Origin of the sequence: Hymenobacter monticola (genome assembly GCF_022811645.1) — a bacterium.
Taxonomy (GTDB): Bacteria; Bacteroidota; Bacteroidia; order Cytophagales; family Hymenobacteraceae; genus Hymenobacter; species Hymenobacter monticola.
This window is the reverse complement of sequence record NZ_CP094534.1, coordinates 4,433,690-4,458,045: the sequence shown is the minus strand read 5'-3', so window position 1 is coordinate 4,458,045 and position 24,356 is coordinate 4,433,690. Positions and strand designations below refer to the sequence as shown.

At 60.6% G+C, this 24,356-nt stretch carries 22 protein-coding genes; 7 read left to right on the top strand and 15 right to left on the bottom strand.

The genetic code is table 11. From position 1 onward, the window contains the following. Positions 1-65: 65 nt before the first annotated feature. On the bottom strand, positions 66-728 hold the full coding sequence (locus tag MTP16_RS18525) for a hypothetical protein (RefSeq protein WP_243512764.1): 663 nt from the start codon (positions 726-728) through the stop codon (positions 66-68). A gap of 197 nt (positions 729-925) precedes the next feature. After that, positions 926-2,863, bottom strand: coding sequence for a molecular chaperone DnaK (dnaK, locus tag MTP16_RS18520; RefSeq protein ID WP_243512763.1), 1,938 nt, complete (start codon positions 2,861-2,863; stop codon positions 926-928). A 152-nt stretch (positions 2,864-3,015) separates the two neighbouring features. Between dnaK and MTP16_RS18515 the strand changes: the two genes are divergently transcribed. After that, positions 3,016-3,669, top strand: a complete 654-nt coding sequence (locus tag MTP16_RS18515; RefSeq protein ID WP_243512761.1) for a hypothetical protein — start codon at positions 3,016-3,018, stop codon at positions 3,667-3,669. Here the strand turns inward: MTP16_RS18515 and MTP16_RS18510 are convergent. The 6 genes from MTP16_RS18510 to MTP16_RS18485 form a co-directional block, all read right to left on the bottom strand. Then, complete coding sequence (locus MTP16_RS18510; protein ID WP_243512759.1) at positions 3,666-4,580, bottom strand: alpha/beta hydrolase; 915 nt, start codon at positions 4,578-4,580, stop codon at positions 3,666-3,668. The genes MTP16_RS18515 and MTP16_RS18510 overlap by 4 nt on opposite strands. Before the next feature lie 67 nt (positions 4,581-4,647). Continuing rightward, complete coding sequence (locus tag MTP16_RS18505; protein ID WP_243512757.1) at positions 4,648-5,235, bottom strand: pseudouridine synthase; 588 nt, start codon at positions 5,233-5,235, stop codon at positions 4,648-4,650. An 84-nt stretch (positions 5,236-5,319) separates the two neighbouring features. Next, the gene (locus MTP16_RS18500) at positions 5,320-6,450 is read right to left on the bottom strand and encodes an MBL fold metallo-hydrolase (protein ID WP_243512756.1); all 1,131 of its coding nucleotides are present in this window, start codon (positions 6,448-6,450) and stop codon (positions 5,320-5,322) included. A 116-nt stretch (positions 6,451-6,566) separates the two neighbouring features. After that, positions 6,567-7,259 (bottom strand): NAD-dependent epimerase/dehydratase family protein, encoded by a 693-nt coding sequence (locus MTP16_RS18495; RefSeq protein WP_243512755.1) that lies wholly within the window; start codon positions 7,257-7,259, stop codon positions 6,567-6,569. A 179-nt stretch (positions 7,260-7,438) separates the two neighbouring features. Beyond that, positions 7,439-9,520 carry a VWA domain-containing protein gene (locus tag MTP16_RS18490; RefSeq protein ID WP_243512754.1) on the bottom strand — a complete coding sequence of 694 codons (2,082 nt, stop codon included), beginning with the start codon at positions 9,518-9,520 and terminating at the stop codon, positions 7,439-7,441. A gap of 67 nt (positions 9,521-9,587) precedes the next feature. Beyond that, positions 9,588-10,256, bottom strand: a complete 669-nt coding sequence (locus MTP16_RS18485) for a YiiX family permuted papain-like enzyme (protein ID WP_243512753.1) — start codon at positions 10,254-10,256, stop codon at positions 9,588-9,590. A 224-nt stretch (positions 10,257-10,480) separates the two neighbouring features. On the opposite strand from MTP16_RS18485, the gene MTP16_RS18480 reads away from it, so the two are divergent. Then, positions 10,481-11,011, top strand: a complete 531-nt coding sequence (locus MTP16_RS18480) for a hypothetical protein (protein ID WP_243512752.1) — start codon at positions 10,481-10,483, stop codon at positions 11,009-11,011. 15 nt (positions 11,012-11,026) lie between these two features. Here MTP16_RS18480 and fabG read toward each other — a convergent pair whose 3' ends face one another. Further along, positions 11,027-11,776, bottom strand: coding sequence for a 3-oxoacyl-[acyl-carrier-protein] reductase (gene fabG / locus MTP16_RS18475; protein ID WP_243512751.1), 750 nt, complete (start codon positions 11,774-11,776; stop codon positions 11,027-11,029). Positions 11,777-11,911: 135 nt separating this feature from the next. Between fabG and MTP16_RS18470 the strand changes: the two genes are divergently transcribed. Continuing rightward, positions 11,912-13,156: a geranylgeranyl reductase family protein gene (locus tag MTP16_RS18470; RefSeq protein ID WP_243512750.1), complete on the top strand. Its 1,245-nt coding sequence runs from the start codon at positions 11,912-11,914 to the stop codon at positions 13,154-13,156. A 183-nt stretch (positions 13,157-13,339) separates the two neighbouring features. On the opposite strand, the gene MTP16_RS18465 is transcribed toward MTP16_RS18470, so the two are convergent. Next, positions 13,340-14,293, bottom strand: a complete 954-nt coding sequence (locus MTP16_RS18465) for a tetratricopeptide repeat protein (RefSeq protein WP_243512748.1) — start codon at positions 14,291-14,293, stop codon at positions 13,340-13,342. A 223-nt stretch (positions 14,294-14,516) separates the two neighbouring features. On the opposite strand from MTP16_RS18465, the gene lpdA reads away from it, so the two are divergent. Beyond that, positions 14,517-15,911 (top strand): dihydrolipoyl dehydrogenase, encoded by a 1,395-nt coding sequence (lpdA, locus tag MTP16_RS18460; RefSeq protein ID WP_243512745.1) that lies wholly within the window; start codon positions 14,517-14,519, stop codon positions 15,909-15,911. Positions 15,912-15,975: 64 nt separating this feature from the next. Here the strand turns inward: lpdA and MTP16_RS18455 are convergent, their stop codons facing one another. Further along, positions 15,976-16,599 (bottom strand): hypothetical protein, encoded by a 624-nt coding sequence (locus tag MTP16_RS18455; protein WP_243512743.1) that lies wholly within the window; start codon positions 16,597-16,599, stop codon positions 15,976-15,978. A 46-nt stretch (positions 16,600-16,645) separates the two neighbouring features. After that, positions 16,646-17,575 (bottom strand): DMT family transporter, encoded by a 930-nt coding sequence (locus MTP16_RS18450; protein WP_243512742.1) that lies wholly within the window; start codon positions 17,573-17,575, stop codon positions 16,646-16,648. Positions 17,576-17,699: 124 nt separating this feature from the next. Between MTP16_RS18450 and MTP16_RS18445 the strand changes: the two genes are divergently transcribed. Both MTP16_RS18445 and sppA read left to right on the top strand, forming a co-directional pair. After that, a complete protein-coding gene (locus tag MTP16_RS18445; protein WP_243512741.1) occupies positions 17,700-19,028 on the top strand; it encodes a replication-associated recombination protein A in 1,329 nt (442 codons plus the stop codon). 195 nt (positions 19,029-19,223) lie between these two features. Beyond that, positions 19,224-20,999 (top strand): signal peptide peptidase SppA, encoded by a 1,776-nt coding sequence (gene sppA, locus MTP16_RS18440; protein WP_243512740.1) that lies wholly within the window; start codon positions 19,224-19,226, stop codon positions 20,997-20,999. 68 nt (positions 21,000-21,067) lie between these two features. On the opposite strand, the gene MTP16_RS18435 is transcribed toward sppA, so the two are convergent. Beyond that, the gene (locus MTP16_RS18435) at positions 21,068-21,769 is read right to left on the bottom strand and encodes a PKD domain-containing protein (RefSeq protein ID WP_243512739.1); all 702 of its coding nucleotides are present in this window, start codon (positions 21,767-21,769) and stop codon (positions 21,068-21,070) included. Positions 21,770-22,048: 279 nt separating this feature from the next. Here MTP16_RS18435 and MTP16_RS18430 point away from each other — a divergent pair, with 279 nt between their 5' ends. Further along, positions 22,049-22,888: a purine-nucleoside phosphorylase gene (locus MTP16_RS18430; RefSeq protein WP_243512738.1), complete on the top strand. Its 840-nt coding sequence runs from the start codon at positions 22,049-22,051 to the stop codon at positions 22,886-22,888. Between the two features lie 75 nt (positions 22,889-22,963). Here the strand turns inward: MTP16_RS18430 and MTP16_RS18425 are convergent, their stop codons facing one another. Together MTP16_RS18425 and MTP16_RS18420 are read right to left on the bottom strand one after the other, a co-directional pair. Next, positions 22,964-23,404, bottom strand: coding sequence for a lipocalin family protein (locus MTP16_RS18425; protein ID WP_243512736.1), 441 nt, complete (start codon positions 23,402-23,404; stop codon positions 22,964-22,966). An 89-nt stretch (positions 23,405-23,493) separates the two neighbouring features. Next, the gene (locus MTP16_RS18420) at positions 23,494-24,354 is read right to left on the bottom strand and encodes a DUF4249 domain-containing protein (RefSeq protein WP_243512735.1); all 861 of its coding nucleotides are present in this window, start codon (positions 24,352-24,354) and stop codon (positions 23,494-23,496) included. Positions 24,355-24,356 lie beyond the last annotated feature (2 nt).

Genomic DNA, 24,356 nt, shown 5'->3' with positions numbered 1-24,356 from the left:
AAAACGTCATGTCCCGGCGGCGCGCGACATGACGTTTTTAAAAGTGAGCAGACGGCGGTACCGGTTTATTTCGCCGAAACGGCCTTTTTCACCGTCACCAGCTGCAGAGGCTCAAAATTAGAGGCCGGCACCTGGCGGCCGCTGGCGCCCACGTACAAGGGCCGAATCTGCACGGTGAGGCGGCGATTGGCGGCCGTGAAATCGGTGAAGCCAGCCGCGAAGGCTGCCGGAGTGCTGCCGTTGAGCTGGGCCGGTTTCACGTTCAAGTCCACGTCGATGGGCAGCGTTTCAATGGCGCTGGCTTCGAGCTGCGTGTTGGCGCCGGTGGTGCCGGTGGTCAGCTCCTTGCCGTCGAGCAGCAGCTTGTAGTCGAGCTGCTTGAGCTGCACGTTGGTGGCGCTGGGGTTTTTGGCGTACACGCGCATTTTGAGGTGCAGGGGTAGGCTGCCTTTCGCCAGGGCGGCCTGAAGTTGTTGCTGTTGCGCCGATTCGATGTCTGACGCCTGCCGCACAAACAGGATGTCCTGGCCGCCAAGCTTGGCTTCGTCCACGAAGTTGAGGCGGTACTGCATCAGGGTATAGGCCTCGTTTTCGAGGGCTTCGGCCGACACGTTTTTGCCGGTGGGCTTGTCCTTAACTTGTTCGCTAACGCTGCACGAGGCAGCCGCCAGTAGCAGACCACCAAAAGCCAGCGCGCGGGCAGAAGACAGAGAGGAAATAACTTTCATAAGAATAAATGGGATGCGAGCCGAAAAGCTGCTAAAAACCATTGCGTGCGCAGGTAGTGCCTTGCTTACGCGAATGGCTATGCAGGGTTAAAGGTAAAACGCTGGCAACAAAAAAGGCCGGAAGCACACGCTCCCGGCCTTTTGTCATCGTTCACAAAATCCGCAGAATCCGAAAAATCCGAGCGAATCCGTGGTCCTTATTTGCCGTCTACCTCTTCGTAGTCCACATCGGTCACGTGGTCGGCGGGTTGGCCTTGGCCGCCCTGGGCACCGCCGTCGCCGCCGGGGAAGCCCCCGCCGGGCTGGCCGCCCTGGCCGTCAGCGCCACCGGCCGCGTACATCTCCTGCGAGGCAGCCTGCCAGGCAGCGTTGATGGCCTCCATGGCGGTGTCGATGCGGGCGAGGTCTTTGGCTTCGTGGGCCGACTTGAGGTCAGCCAGCGCGCCTTCGATGGCGGTTTTGTTGCCACCGCTCAGCTTCTCGCCGTACTCTTTCAATTGCTTTTCGGTCTGGAAAATCATCGAGTCGGCGGCGTTCACCTTGCTGATGCGCTCGGTTTCGGCTTTGTCGGCTTCGGCGTTGGCGGCAGCCTCGTCGCGCATGCGCTTGATGTCGGCGTCGCTCAGGCCGCTGCTGGCTTCGATGCGGATTTTCTGCTCTTTACCAGTGCCTTTGTCCTTGGCGGTTACGTTCAGGATGCCGTTGGCGTCGATGTCGAAGATTACCTCAATCTGCGGCACGCCGCGGGGTGCGGGCGGGATGCTGTCGAGGTGGAACTTGCCGATGGTACGGTTCTGAGCAGCCAGCGGACGCTCGCCTTGCAGCACGTGGATTTCTACCGAAGGCTGGTTGTCCGAAGCCGTCGAGAAGGTTTCCGATTTCTTGGTCGGGATGGTGGTGTTCGACTCGATGAGCTTGGTCATCACGCCGCCCATCGTCTCGATACCGAGGGAAAGGGGAGTCACGTCGAGCAGCAGCACGTCCTTCACCTCGCCGGTGAGCACACCGCCCTGGATGGCAGCGCCGATGGCCACCACTTCGTCGGGGTTCACGCCTTTCGAAGGCTTCTTGCCGAAGAACTTCTCCACTTCCTCCTGAATGCGGGGAATGCGGGTCGAACCACCCACGAGGATAACCTCGTCGATGTCGCTGGTGCTCAGGCCGGCGTCTTGCAGGGCTTTTTTCACCGGGTCCATCGAGCGGCGCACGAGGTCGTCGGCGAGCTGCTCAAACTTGGCGCGGCTCAGCTTCACCACCAAGTGCTTGGGGCCCGAGGCCGTGGCGGTGATGTAGGGCAGGTTGATTTCGGTTTCGGTCGAGCTGGAGAGCTCCACTTTGGCTTTCTCAGCGGCTTCTTTGAGGCGCTGCAGGGCCATGGGGTCGTTGCGCAGGTCGAGGCCTTCGTTGTCCGACTTAAACTGGTCGGCCAGGAAGTTGATGATAACCTGGTCGAAGTCGTCGCCGCCGAGGTGGGTGTCGCCGTTGGTGCTCAGCACTTCAAACACGCCATCGCCGAGCTCCAAGATGGAGATGTCGAACGTACCACCGCCGAGGTCATACACGGCGATTTTCTGGTCTTTGTGCTTCTTATCGAGGCCGTAGGCCAGGGCGGCGGCGGTGGGCTCGTTGATGATGCGCTTCACGTCGAGGCCGGCGATGGCGCCGGCTTCTTTGGTGGCCTGACGCTGGGCGTCGTTGAAGTAAGCCGGCACCGTGATAACGGCTTCGGTTACGGTCGTGCCGAGGTAGTCCTCAGCGGTTTGCTTCATTTTCTGGAGCACCATGGCCGAGATTTCCTGCGGCGTGTAGTTGCGGTCGCCGATTTTCACGGCCACGGTATTGTTGGTACCGCCCACCACGTCGTAGGCCACGTGCTTCGTTTCGGCGCCTACCTCGTTGAAGTGGCGGCCCATGAAGCGCTTGATGCTGGCGATGGTGTTTTTGGGGTTGGTCACGGCCTGGCGCTTGGCGGGGTCGCCCACTTTGCGCTCGCCCTTGCCCCCGTCGAGAAACGCGACGATGCTGGGGGTGGTGCGGCGGCCTTCGCTGTTCGGAATCACAACGGGTTCGTTGCCTTCCATCACGGCCACGCACGAGTTGGTGGTGCCGAGGTCAATGCCGATTATTTTGCCCATGAGAGGGGTGTGTTGGTTAAGATTGAGAGTGGAATGTGTCAGTCGAAAGCAGCTTTGCAGCCGCTGACCGGGGATTACAAGCAACGTACCAGCCCCGTTTTGGTGACAGATTGTCACCGATTCGGCGCTCACGGCGGAGGTTATCCGACGCGGTGGCGGGATTTGTTACAAGCAGCCAAAATTTTCCTGACAGGGGGGCGGGAAGGGGCGTTCATTGGGTCGCTGCGACCGTTACAGATGCTACTTTAGAAGCTGAAGTTCCTTCTTTAATAAAAGGCTTGCCTGTACATCCAATGAAACAATTGAGAGAACAGATATCGGAAGCAATTATTCTACTGGTCGTTATAGGAATGGTTTTTCTGGGTATCGTATTGCTCATTCCCATCATTCCATTTTTCATGCTGCATGCACATTTTAGCGACAAGCAATTTGAGAAGGATTACAGCCAGTTTTTGGAGCGAATGGCAGGTGCTTGTTTCTTCTGCTACAATAGTCGCAAAAGCAGCGTCGAATTTGCCCGTGACGTTATTGTACCGGAGTTAGCAACTTCGGTGCATATTGTATTTGTGAATGGTAAGGAGGTTGAGTTTGGCGCTGATAGCAAGTACATTTCAAGAATGCTCTATGATATCAAAGAGCGAAAAGGCTTTCCATATTTGTTAAAAATCGAGGATGGGCAAGTCGCCAATATGTCTGTCAACAATCAGTTTTACAGTATCATGATTGGTCGGAAGCCAATTGAGCCTCTTTTGGACAGAATGAATACTTTCTTCGCTTCTGGCGCACTGAAGCAGATAGGCAGTTAGCGGCCTAGGAACCCCCGCACCTCCCGCTCCCAATCCGCCAAATAGCGCTTCCAGTACGGCTCGTGGCCCACGCCGAGGAAATCGTGGCGGGCTTTGGGGCCGGCGAGGTTGGCGAAGATGGCATCTGTTTCGGCGCGGGTCACGCGCGGGTCGGAGGTGCCCCAGAGCAGGAGGGTGGGCGTGTGGATTTGGGTGGCGTAGTGCTCGGCGTTGAGGCCGAAAGCCCAGAAACCGTTTTGCACGCCGCCCCAAAACACCAGCAAATCGGCCATGGGGAAGCCGGGCACGTGCATGGAGGCGAAACGGTTGTAGGCCGTCTGGCGCATGTTGCCGTAAGGGCATTCGAGTATGTTGGCACTGGGCCGGATGCCCAGCTCGGCTTCGGCCCGCATGATGGCCACGGCGCCCATGCTCACGCCGTATAAAATTAGGTTTTGGGTTTCAGGTGTTGGGTTTTTGGTCGACGTTGAATCGTTCAGCCAGCGAAATGCCGCTGCCACGTCGTCGGCCTCGCGGTAGCCCACGGTGGTGCGGAAACCGGCGGAGTTGCCGTTGCCGGCCTGGTCCACGAGCAGCACGTTGTAACCCAGGCGGCGGAAGTAGCCGGCCTCGTGGGTGAGGTGCGACTTGCTGCTGGTGTAGCCGTGAAACAGGGCCACGGTGCCGCGGGCCTGGCCGCTGTCGGGGCGGGCCAGCCAGGCTTCGAGGGGGCCGTTGGGGCTGGGAATGGTGACGGTTTCGACCGGGAAGGCGGGCTTGGGGCCGTTCTGGGGCTTGGGGTTGCGGATGCCGGTGAGCAGCAGCCATAGCTTCTGGCCGGGGCTGAGCTGCTCGGGGTTGGGCGAGTGCAGGCCGGGCTCGTTGGCGAAGTGCGTGAAGCGCCAGGCGTGGAAGAAAGCTACGGCGTTCATAAGGCCGAAACCGATTAGCAGAAGAATAGCAAGGCGACGAAAGCGGAAACGTTTCTTCATTTGGGGCCTAGAAACGCCGCTGCGTGCCGCTTGTTTTGCGAAGCTCCAGTACTTCGCCCGCCGCCAGCTCCCGCCATTGGCCGGGCTGCAACTCGCCAAATTCCAAGGGGCCAATGGCGGCCCGCACCAGCCGCAGACAAGGCAGCCCCACGGCGGCGCACATCTTGCGCACCTGCCGGTTCATGCCCTGTGAAATCTGGATTTCCAGCCAACTGGTGGGAATGCTGGCCCGATAGCGAATGGGCGGGTTGCGCGCCCACAGGCCCGCCGGTTTTGGTATTTCGGCGGCGCGGGCCGGGTCGCAGAGGCCGTCTTTTATCTGCACGCCGCGGCGCAGGTGCTGCAGGGCAGCTTCCGTAACGGTGCCTTCCACCTGGGCCCAGTAGGTTTTCGGGACTTTGAATTTGGGGTCGCTGAGGCGGTGCTGCAGCTGCTTGTCATCGGTGAGCAGGAGCAGGCCCTCGCTGTCAAAATCGAGCCGTCCCACGGGGTACACGTTGGGCACGGGCACGAAGTCTTTCAGCGTGGCCCGGCCGTGCTCGTCGGTGAATTGGGTAAGGACTTCGTAGGGCTTGTTGAGGAGGAGGTAACGCATGGGCAACTGTAGCGTGGACGCTGCGAGTCCGCGCAGAGCAGGAGGTTCGCCCAAGCGCGGACTCGCAGCGTCCACGCTACATGCTTACTCCCACCAGCGCGACTTCGGCAGCTCGGTGCCCAAAGTTACCGGTTCGCCCAGGTGCGGCGTGGTGATGGGCTGGCCCAGCCGCGCGGCCTCGGCGGTGGCGCGGGTCACGGGCTCGTTCCAGGCGTGGAGGCTCTCGGTGAAGGCGCCCCAATGCACGGGCATCATCACGGCGGCGCGCACGTCGCGGGCCGCCTGCACGCTCTGCTCAGGCTTCATGTGAATGTCGGCCCAGCTTTCGTTGTACTGCCCGCATTCCACCAGCGCAAGGTCGAAGGGGCCGTACTGCTGGCCGATGGCGGCAAAATGCGGTCCGTACCCGCCGTCGCCGGTGTAAAACACCCGCTTGGCCGGTGCCTGCATTACCCAAGAGCACCACAGCGTGGAGTTGCGGTTGCCCAGCCCGCGGCCCGAAAAGTGACGGCTGGGCGTGCAGCGCACCGTGAGGCCACCAGCTACGCGGGCCGTGTCGCCCCAGTTCATTTCTACAATTTTCGAATCGGGCACGCCCCAGCGGCGCAGGTGGGGCCCGATGCCCAGCGGCACGTAGAAATGCCCCACCTTGTCCTTGATTTTGCGGACGGTGGCGTAGTCGAGGTGGTCGTAGTGGTCGTGCGAGACGAGGACGGCCGCAATGGGCGGCAGCTTTTCGGGCGCGATGGCCAGGCTGCGGTTGTAGCGGTTGGGCGTGGCCCAGCTCACGGGGCCCATTTCCACGCTCAGCATGGGGTCGAGCAATACGTTCTGCCCCGCAATTTCAACCAGGCTGGCCGAGTGGCCAAACCACGTCACGCGCACCATCTCGGGTGTTTTGCGGGTGATGGCCAGCGAATCCAGCGGCTGGGTGGGCAGCGGGCTAGGCGGAGCGGCCTGCGGTGATTTGTGGAACAGGAATTTCCACATCACCGAGGGCATGCTGCCGCCGGTCATTTCCCGGGTCGGAATCAGATTCACAAACTCGCCCTCTTTCTCGTTGTAATGACCTGATTTAACGTAAGTTTCCTTGTCTGCTTTCGTGGGCTTGCCGCCCAGCTGCGGGCTAAGGCCGGTGAAAGCCACCACGGCAACGAGCAAGGTGCCGAGAATGCCGCCAATCGTCATAAGTAAGATTTTAAAGAATTTGCGCATTGGTGGGGAAGTAGAGCAATCAAAACGGCTGCCATCGTGAGTGCAGCGAAGGACCTGCTCGCGCTAGCACTTCTAACGTGAGCAGGTCCTTCGTTTCTGTTGCATTCGCAGAATGCTCACGATAACATAGCGCTTCCCTCAACTGCCCGTGCCCGCGCCAGGGCTACAATATCGCGCACTTCGAGCACGGGCTTGGAGTAGCCAAAATCGGCCGCGTTAATCATGGCCTGGCCCACTTCCTGCATGGTGCTCACGAACTGCGGGGTCAGCCGCCGGGCCAGTGGGTAGAGCCAAGCCAGGGCCGGGTACCACTTCAGGATGTTGCGCTGGCCGGCTGTGGTCTTCATGAAGCCCGGCCGGAACATGTAGGCTGCGCGGAAGGGTAGGGCCAACAGTTCGTTTTCGGTGCGGCCTTTCACGCGGGCCCAGTGCTGGCGGCTGGTTTCGCTGCTGTCGGTGCCCACGCCCGACACGTAGATGAACGTCAGGTCGGGGTTGAGGCGGGCCAGCGTTTCGCCCACGCGCAGGGTCAGGTCGTGGGTGATGCGCTCGTACTCTTCCTTGGAAATGCCCACGGAGGAAATTCCGGCACAGAAAAAGCAGGCGTTGTAGCCCGTCAGCTGGCTTTCCACGGCGCTCAGGTTGGCCAGGTCGGGCGTTACGACTTCGCGCATTTTGGCGTGGGTGCGGCCCGTAGGCTTGCGGGTGAGCACCAGCACGTGCTCCACGTTGGGGTTTTGCAGGCATTCGAGCAAGACGCCCTCGCCCACCATGCCGGTGGCGCCCGTGATAATGGCTCGTATTTTCATATCCGTTCGGTAAAGTAGGAGAGAGGACGTACCAATGGCTCATTTACTTTACAGACAAGCCAACTGAACGGTGTAGAGACGCGACACTTCGCGTTTGAGCGTTTGCGCCGCATGGGTGCGTTCAACGCAAGTCGTTCAACGAGCAGATGCAAAGTGTCGCGTCTCTACACCGTTCAGAATTACACGCTGCCGGAATACTTCCGCACAGCCCACTCCACCGTCAAAAAGGCCAGAATCACGAAGAAAATCCACTTCAGGTTTATCAAATCCTTTAGGTCTTCCTCCGCCGAAATCACGGGCTTGTAGTTGGCCTTTTCAATGTCCTGCGCCAGCTTATCAAGCTGCGAGGGGTAGTACAGCCGCGAGCCGCTGCGGCGCGAGAGCTGCGCCAGCAGGTTGTGGTCGGCTTTCGACTCCAACGCTTCCAACGGCTGGGCCTGCACCAGCAACTCGCCCTTGTCCTGCTGGGCCTGGCCGCCGAGGGTGGCGCGGGCCTGGTACTTGTAGAGGCCGGCCGGCAGCGGGCCCAGGTGCAGGGGCGAGCCGTCTTCGGCATTGGCGAAGCTGAAGCGGCGGGTTTGCTGCTTGGCGTCGGTCAGGGTGAGGTCAATTTTCTGGTTGTAGAGGCGCTCGAATACGGCGTTGTAGGTTTCGGCGCCCAGCGTCACGTCGTCCTGGGTGCCGAAGGCGTCCTGCGTGGGGTACACGTCGAGGCGCTTTTTGTTGGCGTTCTGGGTGAGGAGCTGCAGCGTGCGGATGACGAGGCGGTCGTAGGCTTCGGGCCGGTCGTCGTGGGCCACGGCCTCGCTCAGGCGCCACTGCCAGCTGCCGTCCGTCAGCAGGGTGGCCTGGCGCCGGTCCTGCGGGCCGCCGAACACCAGCAAGGGTTTCTGGGTAGGCACGCGGCCCACCTGCTGCCAGAGCGCCGCCTCGGCTCCGGACCCGAGGCGGTAATCGCCAAACGGCACGGGCGCGGGTGGGTATTGCGCAAAGCGACGGGCCGATTCCTCATCGGTCGCAAAGCGGGCGAAGCCGGGGTTGGGCAGGGGCGTTACCTCGTCCGTCTGCGCCCCGCGCGGCTGAATGGTGAGGCCAGCGCCCTGCTGGTTGTAAGCCGCCAGGTCCGATTGGGCGCCCAGGACGTAGAATGCGGGCGTTTTACGGGCCTTCACCTGGGCCAGAATCTCATTGCCCAGCCCCCCCTGGGCCGGCAGCTGGTGCAGAATGGCCACGTCAAAGTCGGCATCGGCTTTCAGCGGCTGCACGCCGGGCAGGGCCAGGGTCAGGTCGAAGTTGTCGTTGGCCAGAATGGCGGCGCGCAGGGCTTTCAGGTCGGGGTGGGGGGCCGCGCCGGCCAGCAACACGCGCAGCTTGCCTTTCACGATTTCGATGAAGGCCGTGCGCGCGTTGTTGAGCTCCGTGAACTCGCCCGGCTGGGGCGTGATGCGCACCTCGTAGCGCCGCTTGCCCGGCGCGGGCGCCGTGAGCTGAAAGGTGGTGCGCACCCGGCGGCGGCCCGCTGGCAGCGCCACCCGGCGCGAGTCAAGCACCCGGCCGCCCTCGCGCAGCTCCACCGTGGCCGCGCCGCCGGCGTAGCCCTCAAAACCCAACTCGACCTCAATCGGGAATTTGTTGCCGCTAAACGCCACCCGGTTGTAGGTGAGGCCGGTGAGGCGCAAGTCGCGTTTGGGCACGGTGTCGCCCACGGCCACGCTGTAAATCGGGAAGCTGAAATCAGAATAAGCCGGGCTGCGGCCTTGGTTCACGAGGCCGTCGGAGAGCAGCACAGTGGCGGCCAGGTTGCGGCCGTCGTAAGTTTCGCGGGTGCCGCTGAGCAGCTGGTCGAGGTCGGTGCTGGCGGCCGAGAAGCGCAACGAATCGGGCCGTGCCGGGCGGCCGGGCGCGCTGGTCAAGGTGCGGGTTTCTACGGTGAAGCCCTTGCCGCGCAGGGTCTCCGCCAGCCGGGCGAGGCCGCTGGTGGCTTGGCTAAGCACATTCTTGGGCGTAAATAGCTCCACCGACTGCGAATTGTCGACGGCCAGCACCACGGTGGGCTGCTCGGTGTGCGTGGTGGTGCTTTTGATGAACGGCCCGAGCAGCAGGTAGCACAAAAAGCTCACCACGGCGAAGCGCAGGGCCGCCAGCGCGTAGTTCAACTGCCGGCTCCAGGGCGCTTTGGCCGAGTATTGCAGGGCGGCGTAGCCCGCGCCCACGAGCAGGCAAACGAGGATAAGCCAGGGAGAATATTGGGTGGTCAGCAAACGAAAATCGGATTGAATCAGCGCTAAAGGTCGGCCCGCGCCGCCAAAGTTGCAGCCGCCTGCTGCCTCAACGGCTGAGCACGGTAACCAGTTCGGGGCTGTTGAAGATGCTGGCCGGCGAAATCACCGGTTCGTTCAGCGGCAGCTGGTTGCCGTACCTCTCTTTCAGCTTGGCCTGCACGGCGGGATGGTTCAAGTTGAAATCGCCCAGCTTTTGCAAAGTTCCCAGGCGGCGGTGTAGGCCGCGCTCGTATACTTTATAAATCAGTTCGGAGCAATAAATCCGGTCGTCGGACCAGCCAAAGGTGCCGTCGTAGTCGCGGCCGACTAAAGTTTTTCCTACGGCTTTCATCTGCTGCAAGGCGGCAGGCGTGAGGGCCGTAGCCGCGTCGTGCAGCCGTTTCACCACGTAATGGTCGCCCCGGCCGCGGCCGGTCCATTCCATCAGCGGCGTCACCTTCACCGGCTGCATGGCCTCCAGCACCCACCACTGGCCTTTATCCTGGTAAAGCAACCCGCAGTGGCTCCAGGGCGATTGCGTGGCCAGCTGAATGGCTTGGCTCTGCTCCGAACGGCTGGTATGAAAAACCAGGTCGCCGTCGCGGAACAGCTTACGGTCGGCAGCCGCCTGCCCAAAGCGGTGGCTGTAGGCGCGCCGCACGGGCCGCAGGGCTACCGTGGCCAGCAGGAGCCCGAGTACAATGAGCAGGAGCAGGGGTTTGCGGGTGGTGTGCATGTAAGCGAATCCGGAATTGGAAAGCAAATAAATTTGGTTTAGCGACTTCCTAAGTTGAATTGCTGAATGCGAAGCTCTACTGCCTTCCGCTTGGCATAGAGACCATAAACGCGGGCATAAAAGAATACTGAAAGAAGCAAAGTAAGCGTTATTACAACTGCCCAAGCTATGGTTTGAAGCGTGATACCCCCAATTCGTCCCATGTAAGATTAGCTTGCCCTGCTATGAAGAGGAAGAATTTACAAGAGCCGTATTTGAAAACGCTTACCTCAAATTGGGTAACGCTCCCATTGATGTTGATTCTGGGTTTCGCGGGCGGCTTTATTAGCGCTGGCTACGGCTGGGTAAAAAGCGGCTATCAGTTTTTTCCGTCTGAAATTATTGTCAAGCCGCCGCCTCCCAACGTAACCGCTTGCTTTCCAGATATGGGGTTTGCCGGAGCCTTACATTTTCAGAAGGAACTGAGTGTACAAATGCATAAAAATCATTTGCAGCAATATAGCGACTCAGTAGTGCAAAGCAGCATCGTTACGTGCCTGGCAAATGGTAGCAGTAGTTTTTCGCTGCAACTACTGCATGTGAGCCCAAGGCACTTCCAGGTTATTTCTACAGCAGCAGGAGGCCTTGCTCCTTACAGCCGCCACACACTCATAACAGAATCAGGCTGTTATTATCTCTACCCCATTCCCAAAAGACGGAGCAGTGATTATGACAGCCTGATTCAAGTACGTTGGAAGGAGTACGCGAAGCTTTAAAAGGAAAATAATCCCCTACGTCAGCATGCCGCCATCCACCTGCAGCACCTGGCCGGTGATGTAGGCCGAGTCATCCGACGCCAGAAATGCCGTGGCTTTGGCCACGTCCTCGGGCCGGCCGCCGCGCTTGAGCGGAATGGCCTTGCGCCACTCGTCCACCTGCTTGGGGTCGAGGGCATCGGTCATTTCGGTTTCGATGAAGCCGGGCGCGATGGCGTTGCAGCGAATGTTGCGCGAGCCCAACTCCAGCGCCACCGATTTGGTGAAGCCGATGATGCCGGCCTTGCTGGCGGCGTAGTTGGCCTGCCCGGCGTTGCCCTTGATGCCCACCACGCTGGTCATGTTGATGATGGAGCCGGACTTGGCGCGCATCATGGGCTTGGTAGCTGCTTTGGTAAGGTTGAACACCGACTTCAGGTTGACTTGCAGCACCTGGTCCCATTGCTGCTCGCTCATGCGCATGAGCAGGCCGTCCTGGGTGATGCCGGCGTTGTTGACGAGGATGTCGAGCTTGCCGAAATCGGCCACCACGGCGTCAATCAGCTGTTCGGCCTGCTGGTAGTCGGAGGCGTCGGAGCGGTAGCCCTTCACCTTGGTGCCGGCGGCCGACAGCTCGGTTTCGAGGGCCTGGCCCTTTTCGACGGAAGAAAGGTAGGTGAAGGCGACATCGGCGCCAAGCTGGGCAAAATGCGCCGCGATGGCGCGGCCAATTCCTTTGGAAGCGCCCGTCACGAGGGCCACTTTTCCGGTGAGTGTGTTGGTCATGGGGCGAAGGTAAGTAGCGCAATCGTAGCGCGAACTTTGTAGTTCGCGTCCCAGAACGACTTTTAACGGCGCGGGGACGCGAACTACAAAGTTCACGCTACTACCCAACGGCCCGGCCTAACTTCGCCGCAGATTATGCCCCATCACGACATCTGCATCCTGGGCGCGGGCCCCGGCGGGGCCACCGCCGCCCTGCACCTGGCCAACGCCGGCCAGCGCTGCCTGCTGCTGGACCGCGCCGCCTTCCCGCGCGACAAAACCTGCGGCGACGCCCTCAGCGGCAAGGTCATCAACGAGTTGAAACGCATCGAGCCCGGCCTGCACGCCAAGCTGGCCGCCTCGCCCATCCAGATTCCCAGCTGGGGCATCGACTTCATTGCGCCCAACGGCCGCAAGCTCAGCATTCCCTTCAAGCCCAAGTTCGACAAGGCCCACGACGCCACCGCCGGCCACGTCGCAAAACGCATCGACTTCGATAATTTCCTGGTCGAAGAAGTACGCCAGCGCCCGGAAATCGACTTCCGCGAAAACGTGGACGTGGCCCGTACCGAACGACGGCCTGACGGCGCTTGGCAGCTTTTCGACAAAGCAGGCCAGGAAATCACCACCTGTCGCCTGCTGCTCGTCGCCAACGGCGCCCAGTCGGAATTTGCGCGCAAAGTGGCCGGCCATGCGCTGGAGCCCGACCACCACTGCGCCGGCCTGCGCACCTACTACGACGGCGTGGCCGGCCTGAGCCCCGATAATTTCATCGAGCTGCACTTCATCAAGGATTTCCTGCCCGGCTACCTCTGGGTGTTTCCGCTGCCCAACGGCCAAGCCAACGTGGGCGTGGGCATGCTCTCCAAAACCGTGGCCGACAAAAAGGTAAACCTGCGCCAGCGCCTCGACGAGATACTCGCGACGCACCCGGAACTGGCCCCGCGCTTCGCGGGGGCCACGCGGCTGGGTTCGGTGAAGGGCTTTGGCCTGCCACTGGGCTCGAAGCGGCGCGCCTTGTCGGGCGCCCATTATTTCCTGCTCGGCGACGCTGGCTCGCTCATCGACCCGTTTTCGGGCGAGGGTATTTCGCACGCCATGGTGAGCGGGCGCCACGCCGCCATCTGGGCCGCCGAAGCGGTGAAAAAAGCCGATTTCAGCCCCGAATTCCTCAAAAACTACGACAAGGCCGTGTACAACCGCCTCGGCCAGGAGCTGCGCCTGAGCCGCGTGATGCAGCGGCTGCTTAACTTCCCCAGCCTGTTCAACATCGTGGCCAACCGCGCGGTGAGCAACCCCACGCTGGCCGCCACGCTCTCCATGATGTTCATGGATTTGGACCTGCGTGAGCAACTGCGCAAGCCCAGTTTCTACTTCAAGCTGTTTTTCGGTGGGAAGTAGGGAAGGATGCAATGAAAGCATCATGCCGGGCTTCGCTTCAAATAGTGTCATCCTGAGCACCGCGAAGGACCTTATCACTGCTGACCGATTAAGTGCTAACGGGAGAAGGTCCTTCGCGGCGCGCAGGATGACAGGCGCAATAACTAAAAAAGGCGCGAAACGTGAGTTTCGCGCCTTTTTTAGTTATTGCGCCGGAGTGGTTGTCGGCGTGGTAGTTGCCGGTTTTTTGTAGCCCGGCCGGGGATGGTAGCCAGTGCCCGGCTTGGCCACCGGCGCGGCCTTAATGGGCTCGCGGCCGTCGTTGCCCACGTAGCGCTTGAGGCTCTTTTCCGCCTCGGGGTTGAGCTTGGCGGCGCGTTCCAGGTCGCGGCGGGCTTCGGAGAGCTTGTCGAACGACGAATAGCTGATGCCGCGGTATTCCCAGGCGTCGGCGTAGGCCGAATCGAGCTGGATAGCCTTGGTGAAATCTGTCACGGCCGGCTTGTACTGGTACATCTGCATCTTGGCCACGCCCCGGCCGAAGAAGGACTCCTTGTCGTCGGGGCGGTACTTAAGGGCGCCCGAAAAGTCGGTGGCGGCTGCCTTGTATTGCTTCATCATCAGGCGGTTCACGCCCCGGTTGTAATAGGCGTCGGGGTTGTTGCGCTGGTACTTGATGGCGGCCGTGTAGTCGGGAATGGCTTCCTTGTATTGCTTGAGGTAGCTTTTGGCCTTGGCGCGCTGCAGCAGGGCAGCGGGGTCCTTGGGGCTGGTTTTCAGGCGCGAGTCGGCCGATTCCAGCATCAGGCGGTAGTCGGCGGCGGTCATTTTTTTCTCCTTGGCGCGCGTGGCCGACGCGACTTCGGCGCTAGGGGTGTTGGCGGCGGCCGTGGCCGGGGCGCCCGCCATTTCGGCCGGAAGGTCGGCCGCAGCAGTAGCGGCAGCACCGGCTTCGGCCGCCGGGGTGGCTACGCGGGCATCGGTGGCGGTAGCGGCGGCACCGGTCGAGTCGGGCCGGGTGGCCCCGGTGGCCACGGGGGCTTCCATGGGCTGGCTCGTCACCGAAGGTTTTTCCTTCTCCGTGACGGTGGTGGCGCAGTTCGAGAGAAAGCTCAGCAGGCCAAGAGCGGCCAAAGGCAAGCGAAGACGTGATTTCATAAGGTCAAAAAGTAAGGCGCGGAGCAGCTAAACCGCAGCCGGGGGCTTATACGGAAGAGTGACAAGATTGGCTGCTAGCACGCATCGGGCCAAAATAGTACAGGCAATATAACGAGGTAGGGCCTGGATAGCCGTGCGGTGCGAAGGCGCGGCTATCTTTGCTTCCCTAACGGGATGGGTCCACCCGCCGGACCCGATGTAAATTTTTCTTTCCGAGCATTTTATGGCATTGCAATTTGATTTGGTGGTGGTCGGCAGCGGCCCCGGGGGGTACGTAGCCGCCATCCGGGCGTCGCAGTTGGGGTTGAAAGTGGGCGTCATCGAGCGCGAGTCGCTGGGCGGCATCTGCCTCAACTGGGGCTGCATTCCCACCAAAGCGCTGCTCAAGAGCGCGCAAGTGTTCGAATACCTCAACCACGCCGCCGATTACGGCCTGAAGGCCGATGGGGTTGGCTACGACTTTGGTGCCGTCATCAAGCGCAGCCGCGGCGTGGCCGAAGGCATGAGCAAAGGCATCAACTTCCTGTTCAAAAAGAACAAGATTGAAGCCATCATGGGCACCGGCAAAGTGCTGGCCCCCGGCAAAGTGGAAGTGACCAAAGCCGACGGCAGCAAGGAAACAGTGGAAGCCAAGAGCATCATCCTGGCCACCGGCGCCCGCGCCCGCGAGTTGCCCGCCCTGCCCATCGACAACCAGAAAATCATCGGCTACCGCAAGGCCATGGCCATGGAGCAACTGCCCAAGCGGCTCGTGGTGGTGGGCTCGGGCGCCATCGGCGTCGAGTTTGCCTACTTCTACCGCACCATGGGCTCCGAAGTGACGGTGGTGGAGTACCTGCCCCGCATCGTGCCGGTGGAGGACGAGGAAGTGTCGCGCCAGATGGAGAAGTCGTTCCGCAAAATCGGCGTGAACGTGCTCACTAGCGCCGAAGTAACCAAGGTGGACACCGCCGGCGAAGGCTGCAAAGTGACCATCAAAACCGCCAAAGGCGAGCAGCAGATTGACTGCGACGTGGTGCTGAGCGCCGCCGGCGTGGTCACCAACCTCGAAAACATTGGCCTCGAAGAGCTGGGCATCAAAGTGGAGCGCGGCCGCGTGATTGTGGACGACTTCTACCAGACCAACGTGCCCGGCATCTACGCCATCGGCGACATCGTGCCCGGCCCCGCGCTGGCCCACGTGGCCTCGGCCGAAGGCATCATCTGCGTGGAGAAAATTGCCGGCCACCACCCCGAGCCGCTCAACTACCAGAACATCCCCGGCTGCACCTACGCCTCGCCCGAAATCGCCAGCGTGGGCTACACCGAAGCCGAAGCCAAGGAAAAAGGCTATGACGTGCTGGTGGGCAAATTCCCCTTCTCGGCCTCGGGCAAAGCCAGCGCCGCCGGCGCCAAAGACGGCTTCGTGAAAGTCATCTTCGACAAGAAATACGGCGAGTGGCTCGGTGCCCACATGATTGGCATGAACGTGACCGAGATGATTGCCGAGGTAGTGGTCGCCCGCAAGCTCGAAACCACCGGCATGGAAATCATCAAGGCCGTGCACCCGCACCCCACCATGAGCGAAGCCATCATGGAGGCGGCTGCAGCAGCTTATGGCGAGGTGATTCACCTTTAAGTTGATTCCGGCCCCAACAAAAAAGCCCCTGCTTCGGCAGGGGCTTTTTTGTTGGGGCCAGTTATCAGAAAATACCCCGGGCTTTTAGAATTCCTTCTTTTTTCAGCTGAAACATTTCTTCGATGTAGTTCCCCATCAAAGGCATTGCCCGACCATTGCCCACGGTATAATAAGGCTGGGGAAATAACTCTGGAATACGCTCCGGCGAATATTTCGAGATATCAACGGCGGCTTCGGCAGGAAAGGAAATCTTTTCAGGCTTTAACGTTGTGGACTTGGCGTAAGGGTGTTCGTAATCGATTTTGGCATAGGGGCCTGCCCAACGGTTGTTGCCTGTTTTATAAACCGGTGAGAATTGATACTTCTCGTGGTATAGTCGTCCATTGTATTCGGAAACGTACAGCAGGACGTGGGAGTAATTTGCAAAGCCAGGAAACCCGTAATGGTCGTAGGCGTCAAATTCAATCGTGTCTTTAGAAAAATTGCCGTACAGGTTCTTCAGCACCTTGTATTTGGCCTTAAAGCCCTGATTCATGATAATTGTCCCGGGTTTCGCTTCCACCTGAAACTCTTTGACTTCGATTTTCTCGCCCACAAAAACGTAGAATTTGTCCGGCTTTGCACCTTGCCCAAAGGCCTCCTGTTTAAACAGCAAGAGCACGAGGTAGAAAAAGAAAATGGGTTTCATTGCGTTTTGGGAAAAGTAAATGGCTGACACCAGATGGATGCCAAGGTCACTCATTCTGCACAGCCGCCACCGCCGGCACCTGCGCTGCCTTGGGTTTCTGGCTCACCAGCCACACGCCCAGGAAGATGAGGGCTGCCTGTCCGGCCTTGCCCCAGGTGAGGTGGTCTTTGCCCAGGCCCACGGCAATGAGCACGGCCAGCACCGGCTGCAGGTAGATGTACACGCCCAGTAGGGCGGGGGAGGCATACTTCAACGCCCAGTTATTCAGCAAATAAGCCAAGATGGTGAGAAAGACCACCATGTAGCCGATTTCCAGCCAAATTTTTAGTGGAAAGCTGGCATAGTTGGCGGTCAGGGCGTCGTGCCAGCCAAAGGGCACCGCAATGATGGCGCCCACCAGAAACACCCGCGCCAGCACCGTGAAGGCGTGGTACTTACGCATGAGCGGCTGCACCAGCACCAGGTAGAGGCCGAACACGGTGGCATTAGCCAGAATGAACAGGTTGCCCAGCGTGGCGTGCGGGTACACGGCCGCCTGGGCGTTGCGGCTGAGGATGAGTGTGGCCGCGCCGGCCGCGCCCACCGCAATACCCAGCACTCGCGGCAGCGTAATCTTCTCGCTCAGCAAGATGGCCGAGGCGATAACCACCACGATGGGCGCGATGGTTTGCAGCAGCGAGGCGCTGATGGGCGAGGTCAGGTTCAGCCCCGAAAAAAACAGCAGCTGGTTAACCCCAATGCCGCAGATGCCGCAGAGGATGGACCGCCGGTTGTCGGCCCAACCGGTGATTTTATCCTGCGGGGCCACGAAGTATTTGATGAGCGCAAAGAAGCTGGAGGCCCCCAGTACCCGCAGCGTCACGATGCCAAACGGCGTCATGTACACGGGCATCACATCCTTGGAAAGCGAATAATTGGCCGCGTAAATGAGCGTGACCAGGAAAAGGGCCGCGTGGACGCGGAGTTGATTGGACATAGTAGCCGGAAGTAGCGCGAACTTTGTGGTTCGCGTTTTCGCGCCGTCAGAACCCGATTCGGCGCCGAACGTTCTAAAACGCGAACCACAAAGTTCGCGCTACTTCTGCGCTGCTTCGCTTCCCATGGCCTCTTTATTTCCCGACGACGAACCCACTGCCTTCACCCCGCCGGCCGCGCCCGGGCCCGACGCACCCCTGGCCGAGCGCCAGCGCCCGCGCCGCTTGGCCGATTACGCCGGCCAGCAGCACCTTGTGGGAGAAACCGGCGTCCTGCGCCGCTACCTCAACGCCGGCCGCCTGCCCAGTCTCATCCTGTGGGGCCCGCCCGGTGTGGGCAAAACCACCCTGGCCCACCTGCTGGCCAGCGAGCTGAAACACCCGTTTTCGGCCCTCAGCGCCATCAATGCCGGCGTGAAAGACGTGCGCGATGTTATCGAGAAAGCGAAGCGGCAGCGCGGCACGGTGCTATTTATAGATGAGATTCACCGCTTCAGCAAGGCGCAGCAGGATGCGCTGCTGGGCGCGGTGGAGCACGGCACCGTGACGCTGATTGGAGCCACCACCGAGAATCCCTCGTTTGAGGTCATTCCGGCCTTGCTCTCGCGCTGCCAGGTGTACGTGCTGGAGGCGCTGAGCCCGGAAACGCTGCGCGGGCTGGTGGACAAGGCCCTGGCCGAAGACGAGGCACTGAAGCAGAAGAAGGTGGTGCTGAAGGAAGACCGGGCCCTGCTGGCCCTGAGCGGCGGCGACGCCCGCAAGCTGCTCAACCTCCTGGAAATTGTGGTGCAAAGCACGCCGCCCACCAAAAAAGGCGTCATCGAAATCACCGATGCCGTGGTGCAGCAGGTGGCCCAGCGCCCGCTGGCGCGCTACGATAAGGGCGGCGAAATGCACTACGACGTGATTTCAGCCTTCATCAAAAGCATGCGCGGCTCCGACCCCAACGCGGCGCTCTATTACCTGGCCGTGATGCTGGAAGGCGGCGAAGACGTGAAGTTCATTGCCCGCCGCATGCTCATCCTGGCCAGTGAGGACATCGGCAATGCCAACCCCAATGCCCTGATGCTGGCCACCAGCTGCTTCCAGGCCTGCACCGTCATCGGCCTGCCCGAGTCGGATTTGATTTTGGCCCAGACGGTCATCTACCTCGCCACCTCGCCCAAGAGCAACGCGGCTTACATGGCCATTCGGGCGGCGCAGGCCGAGGTGAAAGCCAACGGCGTGTACCCCGTGCCGGTGCCCCTGCGCAACGCCCCCACGCGCCTGATGAAGCAACTCGGTTACGGCAAGGAATACGCTTACTCGCACAACGGCGAAGGCAACTTCGAAGAGCAGGAGTTTTTGCCCGATGCGCTGAGCGGCAAGCGCTTCTATGAGCCCGGCCTCAACCCCAGCGAGGCCAAAATTCAGGAGCGGCTGCGCGGCTGGTGGGGCGAGAAGTACGGCTACTGACCGCAGATTATGCAGATTTAACGGATAAGAACGGATTCCAGAAGCTCTGTGAGATTTCGCAATAGATGTAATGCGTAGCAAAGCCAAACGATACATCAGCGCGTAACTTGCCCGCTCATTGGATAGGAATCAATCGTGCAGAATTGAATCCCTGAATCCGTTCTTATCCGTTAAATCTGCATAATCTGTGGTCTTATGCGTCAATTCTTTAAATTTGTGCTGGCCACCATTGTGGGGCTGGTTGCGTTCAGTTTCATTGGGTTTCTGATTCTGGCGGGCATCATCGGGGCGGCGGCCAGTGCCGGCGACAAAAAGGACGTTGCCGCCAACTCCGTGCTCGAACTCAAGCTGACCGAGCCGCTGACCGAGCGCGGCCGCGACGATAAATTCGGCTTCGGCGGCAACAACTCCTCCACGGGCCTCGTCGACCTGAAAGCCGCCATCCGCCGCGCCAAGTCCGATTCCGACATCAAGGGCATCTTGCTGAACCTGGGCCTGGTGCAGGGCGGCATGGCCTCGCTGGAGGAAGTGCGCGACGCGCTGGTGGACTTTAAGAAAAGTGGCAAATTTGTGGTGGCCTACCACGAAATCGCCTCGGAGAAAAGCTTCTACCTGGCCTCGGTGGCCAACCAAATCTACCTTAACCCGCAGGGCACGCTCGAATTTAATGGCTTGAGCTCGGAGGTGATGTTCTACAAGCGCCTGTTCGACAAGGCCGGCATTCAGCCATACATCTTTCGGGTGGGCTCGTTCAAGAGCGCCGTGGAGCCGTTTTTCCGCGAAAGCTTCTCCGATTCGGCCCGCTACCAGACCGTGTCGTTCCTGAATTCCATCAACGGCTACATGGTGGAGCAGGTGGCCAAGTCGCGTGGCATCGCCCCCGCCCGCCTCAAGGTGATTTCGGACTCGATGCTGGTGCACAACGCCGACGACGCCCTGCGCCTGAAAATGGTGACCAAGCTCGGCTACTTCGATGAAGTGCAGGACTTTATGCGGGGCAAGCTGGGCCTGGCCAAAGACAAAAAGCCCAACCTGGTGAGCCTGAGCGACTACACCGACGACAAAGACGCCAACGAAAAAGAAGGCAAAACCAGCGGCAACCGCATTGCCGTCATCTACGCCGAAGGCGACATCGTGACCGGGCGCGGCTCCGACGACAACATCGGCAGCACCAAGTTTGCCGAGGCCATCCGCAAGGCCCGCCTCGACGAAAAGGTGAAGGCCGTGGTCCTGCGCATCAACTCGCCGGGCGGCTCGTCGCTGGCTTCCGACATCATCTACCGGGAAGTCCTGCTCACTAAAAAAGTAAAGCCCATCATCGCCAGCATGAGCGACGTGGCGGCGTCCGGCGGCTACTACATTGCCATGGCCTGCGACACCATTGTGGCCCATCCGAACACCATCACGGGTTCCATTGGCGTGTTTGGCGTGCTGCCCAACATCCAGCCGCTGCTGGCCGACAAGCTCGGCATCACCGTGGACCGCGTGACCACCGGCAAGTTCTCTGACCTGCCCACCATCACCCGCCCGCTGTCGGAATTTGAGAAGCGCACCCTGCAAGCGGAAGTAAACCGCATCTACGCCGACTTCACCAGCAAGGCCGCGCAGGGACGCCGCATGCCCGTGGAACGCCTGCGCCGCCTGGCCTCGGGCCGCGTCTGGAGCGGCCTCGAAGCCAAAGGCAACGGCCTTGTGGACGTGCTGGGTGACTACCAGGACGCACTCAACATTGCCGCCAACCGCGCCCACCTCAAGGCCGACGACTACCGCGTGCAGCGCCTGCCCCGCCAGAAGTCGAGCCTGGAAAGCCTGTTTTCACGCATCGGCCTCGGCGATGATGACGACGAGGCCAAAACCCGCGCCCTGAAAGCCGAACTTGGCCCGCTGTACCCGGCCTACGCGCAGTACCAGCAACTCATGCAGATGCGCGGCGTGCAAGCCCGCCTGCCCTACACGCTGGACATTCAGTAGGGGCCGCGGCGTGCAAAAAAAGGCTTACCCACTCGGGTAAGCCTTTTTTTGCACGCCGCAAGCGTAGATTACGGTTGTTTCCCGCCGTAGAACTTCCAAATAGCATCGGCTCGGACCACCCCACCGGAGTACAAGTAGACATAGATGCTGTCGCCTGAAGGTTCCAGTTGCACGAAGTTTCGAAGGGAGGAAAACATCGCATTTCTCCGTTGGGGGGCATGGCCCGCCCAGGGCTGGGGCGACACGAAGCTGCCCACTATGTAGGAAAAGTTGTTGTTGAAAATGTGAACCTGTCGGGGACTCGGCACCGTCAGCGCCATCGTGGTGTCCCGATACGTGGTGGTGCCACTGCTACTGCTGCTGGTATACACCGTCCGGTACAATCGGCCTCGGTAGCGGCCCGGTGCAGCCGACAAGACACTAACCGGTGCTGCGCCGGGGTTTACCTGGATTATTTGGCTGGTGGTGTCGGTAGCAGTAGCCGAGGACGCCGCCAACCGAATGCGGAGTTTGCCAGACCAATCGAACGAGTGGGAAGGCGAGGTGCCCGTGGAGGTGGTGCCGTCGCCCCAGGTCCACAAGAAACTGGTGGCATCGGTCGACTGATTGGTTACCTGAAAGGACACGTTTGATTCAATCGAAGCCGGTACGCTAAAGCGGGCCGCTGGCGGCGTCGAGCGGGCTGGTGGTGGCGTGGGCGCCGGAGAATCTTCCGTCTTTTTTTGGCAGGCCGTGCCCAATACGAGCAATAGCAGCGGGGCGTATTTCATAAGTTGGAAGCCTGTGGAGGGGTGGAAAGTAGGCCAATTTAAAGCGCTGCGCAAGAATACCCAACTCGAAGGCGTAGAACGCGCACCAAGGTTTTTTCAGCGCTCTAATGTAATGTCATTTTTTATATAATTCCTGTTTTCACTATCATCCGCGGTAAAAGGATATGGCCTTTAAGAGCAGGCTGGAAGGGCCACACAAAGTGTTTGAGTAAAGGCCGTGCAACCAGCTCGGTAGAAGCCAAACTGAAAGCAGACGCTTTTATTCCGTTGCTTTGCCCCATGAACACTGCTAACCCCGTTATAAAGGCGCTGCGCGAAGCCGCTGCCTACATCAAAACCAATTCCCAAAACTTCCAGCCCGAAACCGGTATCATCCTCGGCACCGGGCTGGGGGCGCTGGCCAGGGAGGTCGAAGTAGAGTACGAAATCAACTACGCCGACATTCCGAATTTTCCGCTCAGTACCGTGGAAAGCCACGCCGGGCGCCTGCTGCTGGGGCGCATGGGCGGCAAAAAAGTGGCCGTGCTGCAAGGGCGCTTCCACTACTACGAAGGCTACACGATGCAGCAGGTGGCCATGCCCGTGCGGGTGCTCAAGCTGCTGGGCATCAGCCGGCTGCTGGTGAGCAACGCGGCTGGTGGGCTGAACCCCGATTTCCGCATCGCCGATTTGATGCTCATCGACGACCACATCAACCTGCAGCCCACCAACCCACTCATCGGCCCCAACCTCGACGAGCTGGGCCCGCGCTTCCCCGACATGTTTGCGCCCTACGACGCCGACCTGCTCCGCCGCGCCGAAGCCGCCGCCCAGGCGCTGGGCCAGGCCGATACCACCCGCCGCGGCGTGTACGTAAGCGTGCCCGGCCCCATGCTCGAAACCCCGGCCGAGTACCGCTACCTGCGCCTCATCGGGGCCGACGCCGTGGGCATGAGCACGGTGCCCGAAGTCATTGCTGCCCGCCAGCTGAGCCTGCCGGTGCTGGCCGTGTCGGTCATCACCGACCTGTGCGCGCCCGGCCACCTCAAGCCCGTGGTGCTGGCCGATATTTTTGCCGCCGCGGCGGCCGCCGAGCCGCGCCTGACGGCGCTGATAAAGGCCGTGGTAGCAGGATTGTGAGCCGCGCCATGCGCACAAAAAAACCGATGCCGGACAGCATCGGTTTTTTCATGCCACAACCTGGCACTCGCCTGCTCAGGGCTGAGCCGAAAAGCCCAGTTCTTCGGTCTGGTTGGTTTTGTTAGTGAAACGGTATCGGAGCGCCGTGCCCGAAACGCTGGAAATGGTGTACTCCGAGTTGGCGCCTTTGTGGTCGGTGAAGTCCAGCACGGTATTGTTGCTCATCAGCATCCAGGTGCCGTTGTAGGTGGTGTTGTCGGCCAGCAAGGTTTGGCTATAGGTGCCGTCGGCGCGAAACTTGAGGCTGTACCGGTCCTTGATGCCGGCGCCGCTGCTGCTCACCTGGCTGTTTTGCGTGATTTCATCCAGGCGCCAGCTCCCGCTGGTGGCCAGTTGCTGGGTAGTGGCAGAAGTTGGCGTCACGGGTTGAGCATCGTCCTTTTTGCTGCAGCTACCGAGGGCCAGGCCGGCGAAGGCAGAAAGGAACAGCCAATTACGCAGTCGAAGTGTGAACATGTGGCAAGGGGTTGAAGGTGGAATACAGGCGTAGGATGCCCGTGGTCGGCGTAACGTTGCCTCGATTATAAAATTATACCGCCTTTATCTTACTGCACCACTTTGGTCTTCACAGTACCGCTCAGCACCGTGAAAATGCCCACGCCGCCCTGCACGTTGCTGTAGATGGCCGAAGGCTGGGCGAAGGGGTTGCCGTTGGCGTTGCGGGCGTCGCGCGTCGATTGGCGGAAGCGGTAGAACGCGCGGTCGATGTGGTAGAGGGTGGCCGTCACGGTGTCGCCGGCGCGGAAGCGGTAGCTGGTGCCCACCACGAACTGCTGCCCGTTGAGCAGCCGGTCTTCGAGCGACATATCCGTTTCCGGGCTTTTGAGCAGCGCGCCTTTGGCTGGGTTGCCCTTGTGCAGCTGCAGGCGGTAGCAGTCGTCGGGGCTGATGGGGTCGCGGAAATTGGTGAGGAAATAAGCCTTGCGCTCGGAGCCGGTTTTATCGTTGAACTTGTAGTTCAGGGAATCAATCGGGATAGGGGCCAGCATGGTGGTGGTGCCCGTCACGTGCCGGCCTTTGGTGTCGGCCACGTCGATTTTGAACACGTCGCCGGGGCGGGCCACCAGCGGCGTGCGCCCGATGTGGGAGTGGAATTTTACGCCCGAAACCGTGTCAATCAGCGCCTGGTAATTGGGCTGGAAGGCCAGGGGCACCGGCGTGCCATCGGGCATGGTGAGCGTCACGGTTACATCGGTCGGAATCTGCGGCAGCACCGAGCTGAGGTAGGGCACGGTGGTCGAAACGGACAGGCTGGGCACCTTGCCCGGCTTCAGGTAGCACTCCACCACCAGCTCGGACGAGTAAGCCGGCAGCGGCACGTTGATGTCGTTTTGCAGCTTGCTGCAGCCAGCCAGCACTGGCAGGGCCACGAGCAGAGCAACCGATAAATTCTTGCGCAGGGGCATGG